The sequence below is a fragment of the Flavobacterium sp. genome, from assembly GCF_043722275.1.
GTDB lineage: Bacteria > Bacteroidota > Bacteroidia > Flavobacteriales > Flavobacteriaceae > Flavobacterium.
Genome location: NZ_JAYSPC010000011.1, coordinates 1 through 4,268, shown reverse-complemented (window position 1 = coordinate 4,268; position 4,268 = coordinate 1). Strand labels below are relative to the sequence as shown.

Below are 4,268 nucleotides of genomic sequence, written 5' to 3'. Positions count from 1 at the left end.
TTTTTTGTCAAATAACTTGCAGCAAGTTTCAAACTTGCTGCAAGTTGAGCTAAATTCAAAATTTTATTTGGCTTCAAAATTTCAATTATTATATTTTTGACTTATTACACAACCCCATTTGAAATGGAATCATATTGTGGGATTTGGCTTTATTATTTTGGCGATTTATTTTATATTTAAATAAAACCAGCAGTCAACACACAAATTAGTAAAATTCGTCAATTCGTAAAATTCGTGGTACAATACATTTAATCGAAATATCCTTACTACGTGTAAGATACCACGAATTTTACGAATTGACGAATTTTACTAATTTAGATGTTGACAATGGGCAAACCTTCGTTTTACAAAATTCCCTCTCCGTTTTACAAAATAATTCTTCCGCACGACTAAATAAAATCTCCGTACTACAAAATACCCCTCAGTTTTACAAAACTATGCGTTCGTTTTACAAAATCATGCCTCTGTTTTAAAAATCACCCCTCAGTTTTACAAAATAAAGTCTCCGCATTACAAAATAATTCTTCTGCATGACTAAATAAAATCTCCGTACTACAAAATCAAGTCAAAAGCGCATGATTTTACCCTCATATTGTGTGATGGCAGCTGCCGTTTTATAAAAATATGAGCTTAATACTGAGGGGGTGCTTCTGTTTAATCAAAGATTTGTAGGAGACAAAGTAGCTTGATGAGCCTTGTTTTTATTGAGAGAAGATGCAGTGCAAACTGATGAGTTAGATTTATAAAAAAATAAATTAAAGAATTGTGAAATATTATTGTTTTTGGATTAATTTTGTTTGATTATTTACACAATCTTCTATTAAATCTTTATAAATAATTTAAGGGAGGAAGTAGCAAGTTTTCTTTTCGCGCTCTGAGGTAAAGAAACGTAACAATACAAAAAGTACGATAAAACTTTTGCATATTTGCGAGTTATAGGCAACCAATGAGGACGGTGCTAACCAAAATATTTCTGCACGAAACAAAGAGACATACGATAAGAATGAAACATAAAGCAATGGCCATCCTGACAATTCTGATTTGCTTGTTTTGTGTAGCAACAAACCTTTATTGGTTTTTTCACCAAGACAGTTATCCAGAACTTTTTATAAGAATAAATATTACTACGGCTTTCCTACTTATCTTGGTTGGGCTTTTGCCGACCATTCACCAGCGTTTAAAAAAATGAAAAAAAATAAAACATTTTCGTCTAAACTTCTTATTAGTTGGAAGAAACTAGGACCTGGACTTGTAACAGGAGCAAGTGACGATGACCCATCCGGCATTGCAACATACTCACAGGCAGGTGCTGCATATGGACTTTCAACATTATGGACAGCAATTATTGCTTTTCCACTCATGGCTTCTATTCAGCAAATGTGTGCGAGAATTGGATTAGTAACATCACAAGGCTTAACAGGAACACTTAAAAAACACTATCCAAGACCTATTTTGTATCTGATGTTGTTGTTTAGTTTTCCTGCCATTGTAATGAATATTGGTGCTGACATTGCAGGTATGGGAGCTGTGGGAAATCTACTATTTCCGTCTTTTGATGCTAATTATTTTAGTGTTATTTTCACAATTATCCTTTTAGGGCTAATTATCTACTTACCATATCAAAAAATTGCATCTGTTCTAAAATATTTGTGCATCGTTATGTTGGTCTATTTTGTTGTTCCGTTTTTGTATAAACAGGATTTTATCGAAATTCTCAAAGCGACATTTATTCCAACTATAAAATTTGACAAGGACTTTATTACCATTATAGTTGGCATTCTTGGCACAACCATTTCGCCATATCTTTTCTTTTGGCAAGCATCTGTAGAAGTTGAAGAAATGAAGAATAAGAGAAACCATTTGATTGTAAACAAAAAGATAATCCATGAGATGAACCAAGATGTAGATTTTGGAATGACCGTTTCAGGTTTTGTTATGTATTTTATAATTCTTACAACAGGCACGGTTTTGTTCAAAGGTGGCATACACCAAATTGATACAGTTGAACAGGCGGCAATGGCACTAAAACCATTAGCTGGAAACCTTGCTTATCTTCTTTTTGCTATTGGTGTCATCGGAACAGGGCTTATTGCAATTCCGGTATTGAGTGGTTCTATTTCTTACATCATTACTGAAACATTTGGTTGGGAACAAGGGCTTGACAAAAAATTTCATGAAGCAAAAGCATTTTATGCCATCATTGCTATTTCATTGATACTCGGTTTATCATTAAACTATATAGGCATTACTCCAATTCAGTCATTAATTTATACAGCTGTTCTTTATGGACTAACTGCTCCTGTCTTAATTGCTATTATACTGCACATTTCAAACAACAAAAAAATAATGGGTGAAAACGTGAATGGAAGAATAACAAATATTCTTGGTTTTGCTGCATTAATTACTATGACGGTTGCTGCTGTGGCTTTAATTTATATGCAACTTTCAGACAAGTATAACTCTTGACAACTTATATGAAAGACCTTAAAATAAAATCAGATTGTGGAAAAACTTGACTGCCTATAACATGGGTTTGGCAAAATGGAGGGTGACGTGCCCGTTGGTGCAAGGTTTTCCTTAAATAACCCATAAAACTCCCTATGAAAAACGGGATTGCTCGCGCGGCAGTCTCTCACTGCGGAAGTCTTATTCTGTGGTCTCTTTGACCACAAAAAGCTATTTAATACTGAGGGGGGCTATGCCTTGATAATAAAAATTTATAAATTAAAAATCTTGCAAAGCATTTCAAGTAATAGAAAACAAAGGCTTTTATCACTTCAATAATATTTGTCTATTTTAAAGCTGAGATAAATCTTTTAACTTTACAGTAAAAATAGGATATGGTATCATTAACAGAATTATTGCCTAACAAAATCTATTATTTACATACCCCTCAATTTGAAGTAGGTGCTGCGGATATACTTATGAAAGCACTTATGGAAGCATCAGAAGAAAACTAAACAACTATGAGATTCTCTTACTCAACTACACACCCAAGCCATACTCAATTGGATAGTATGCCACGCTTACTCAGTATTCCCGACGAATTGATGGTTTGTTTGTTGGATTCACCCAAAGCACATGCCTTTTTTATGTCTTTAACAGAAACACATTAAAAAGCCTATATTGATTGGATTTGTAGTCAAAAAAATTAGGATTTCAAAAATAAATAATTGCGTTTTTTAAATTAAAACTTCTTAGTTTTGTCATCAGTTAAACAATAGTGTTTAACACTAAACTTTTATTAAACCAGTATAATGAAACTACTCCACATCATCGCCTCACCAAGAGGTGAAAAATCGCGTACAACTCGTATCGCAAATGAGTTTATCAACTCGCTCAAAAGTAAACATCCTAATTTAATTGTTGAAGATTTAGAGCTTTTCCAAATGGATTTACCGACGCTCAATCAAAGCGTCACAGAAACAAAATACATGACAATAGCTGGTGCTACTTTGGACACAGCCAGCCAATTTATGTGGAATGAGATTGCAGACATTTCCAAATCATTTGTTTCCTTTGACATGTATGTCATTTCAGCACCGATGTGGAATTTTTCAGTGCCTTATAAACTGAAACATTACATTGATGTCATTATGCAACCAGGCATCCTTTTCAAATTCACCGCAACGGGTGTTGAAGGTTTAGCTAAAAACAAAAAAATGATTTGCATTACGTCTCGTGGGAGCGACTATAGCGTCGGCAGTCCTATGAATGTTATGGATTTTCAAGAATCTTATTTAAGGACAATTTTTGGGTTTGCAGGCATCACTGATGTCTCTTTTGTCAATGCACAACCTTTGGATTATACGCCTGATTTAGCAACAATGAAAATCAATGAAGCGAATAAAGAAGCTTCAGATTTGGCTGCGACCATAAATTTTTAAAAACACCCGCTGGCACTGGATATTAATCCCCGCTGGTGCAAGGTTTTCCTTAAACAACCCATAAAACTCCTCATGAAAAACGGCACTGCTCACGCGGCAGTCTTTGACTTCGGGTGTCTATTCTTTGGTCCCTTTGACCACAAAAAGCTACTCAATACTGAGGGGGTCAAATACACACCCGAGAGAATTATTTGGTTTTAGAAAATCAAAACAAATAATTGTTCTACTCGTTGAAAAATAACATCATTGGAAAGTAGTGAAGCTTGGTTCTCCATAGCGGAAGCAGCGATAATGGATAAAAACTCTAATTCTGAAATGACGGAAATACCAATCCAAACTGCATTTTGGAGTTGTTGATTATATTTAATAATTAAAAAAAAA

General features: G+C 34.2%; 3 protein-coding genes. 2 read left to right on the top strand and 1 reads right to left on the bottom strand.

Annotation, left to right across the window (positions count from 1 at the left end; translation table 11 throughout):
• Positions 1–1,185: 1,185 nt before the first annotated feature.
• On the top strand, positions 1,186–2,466 hold the full coding sequence (locus ACHZDT_RS01665; RefSeq protein ID WP_394772929.1) for an NRAMP family divalent metal transporter: 1,281 nt from the start codon (positions 1,186–1,188) through the stop codon (positions 2,464–2,466).
• Positions 2,467–3,257: 791 nt separating this feature from the next.
• A complete protein-coding gene (locus ACHZDT_RS01660; RefSeq protein ID WP_394772928.1) occupies positions 3,258–3,887 on the top strand; it encodes an FMN-dependent NADH-azoreductase in 630 nt (209 codons plus the stop codon).
• 197 nt (positions 3,888–4,084) lie between these two features.
• On the opposite strand, the gene ACHZDT_RS01655 is transcribed toward ACHZDT_RS01660, so the two are convergent.
• Positions 4,085–4,268 (bottom strand): hypothetical protein (locus ACHZDT_RS01655; RefSeq protein WP_394772927.1); only part of this gene is annotated, 184 nt, incomplete at its 5' end.

Bases quoted from the DNA above. Each gene is read 5' to 3' on its own strand.
- ACHZDT_RS01665 (WP_394772929.1), top strand. From the start codon at position 1,186: ATGAAAAAAAATAAAACATTTTCGTCTAAACTTCTTATTAGTTGGAAG.
- ACHZDT_RS01660 (WP_394772928.1), top strand. From the start codon at position 3,258: ATGAAACTACTCCACATCATCGCCTCACCAAGAGGTGAAAAATCGCGT.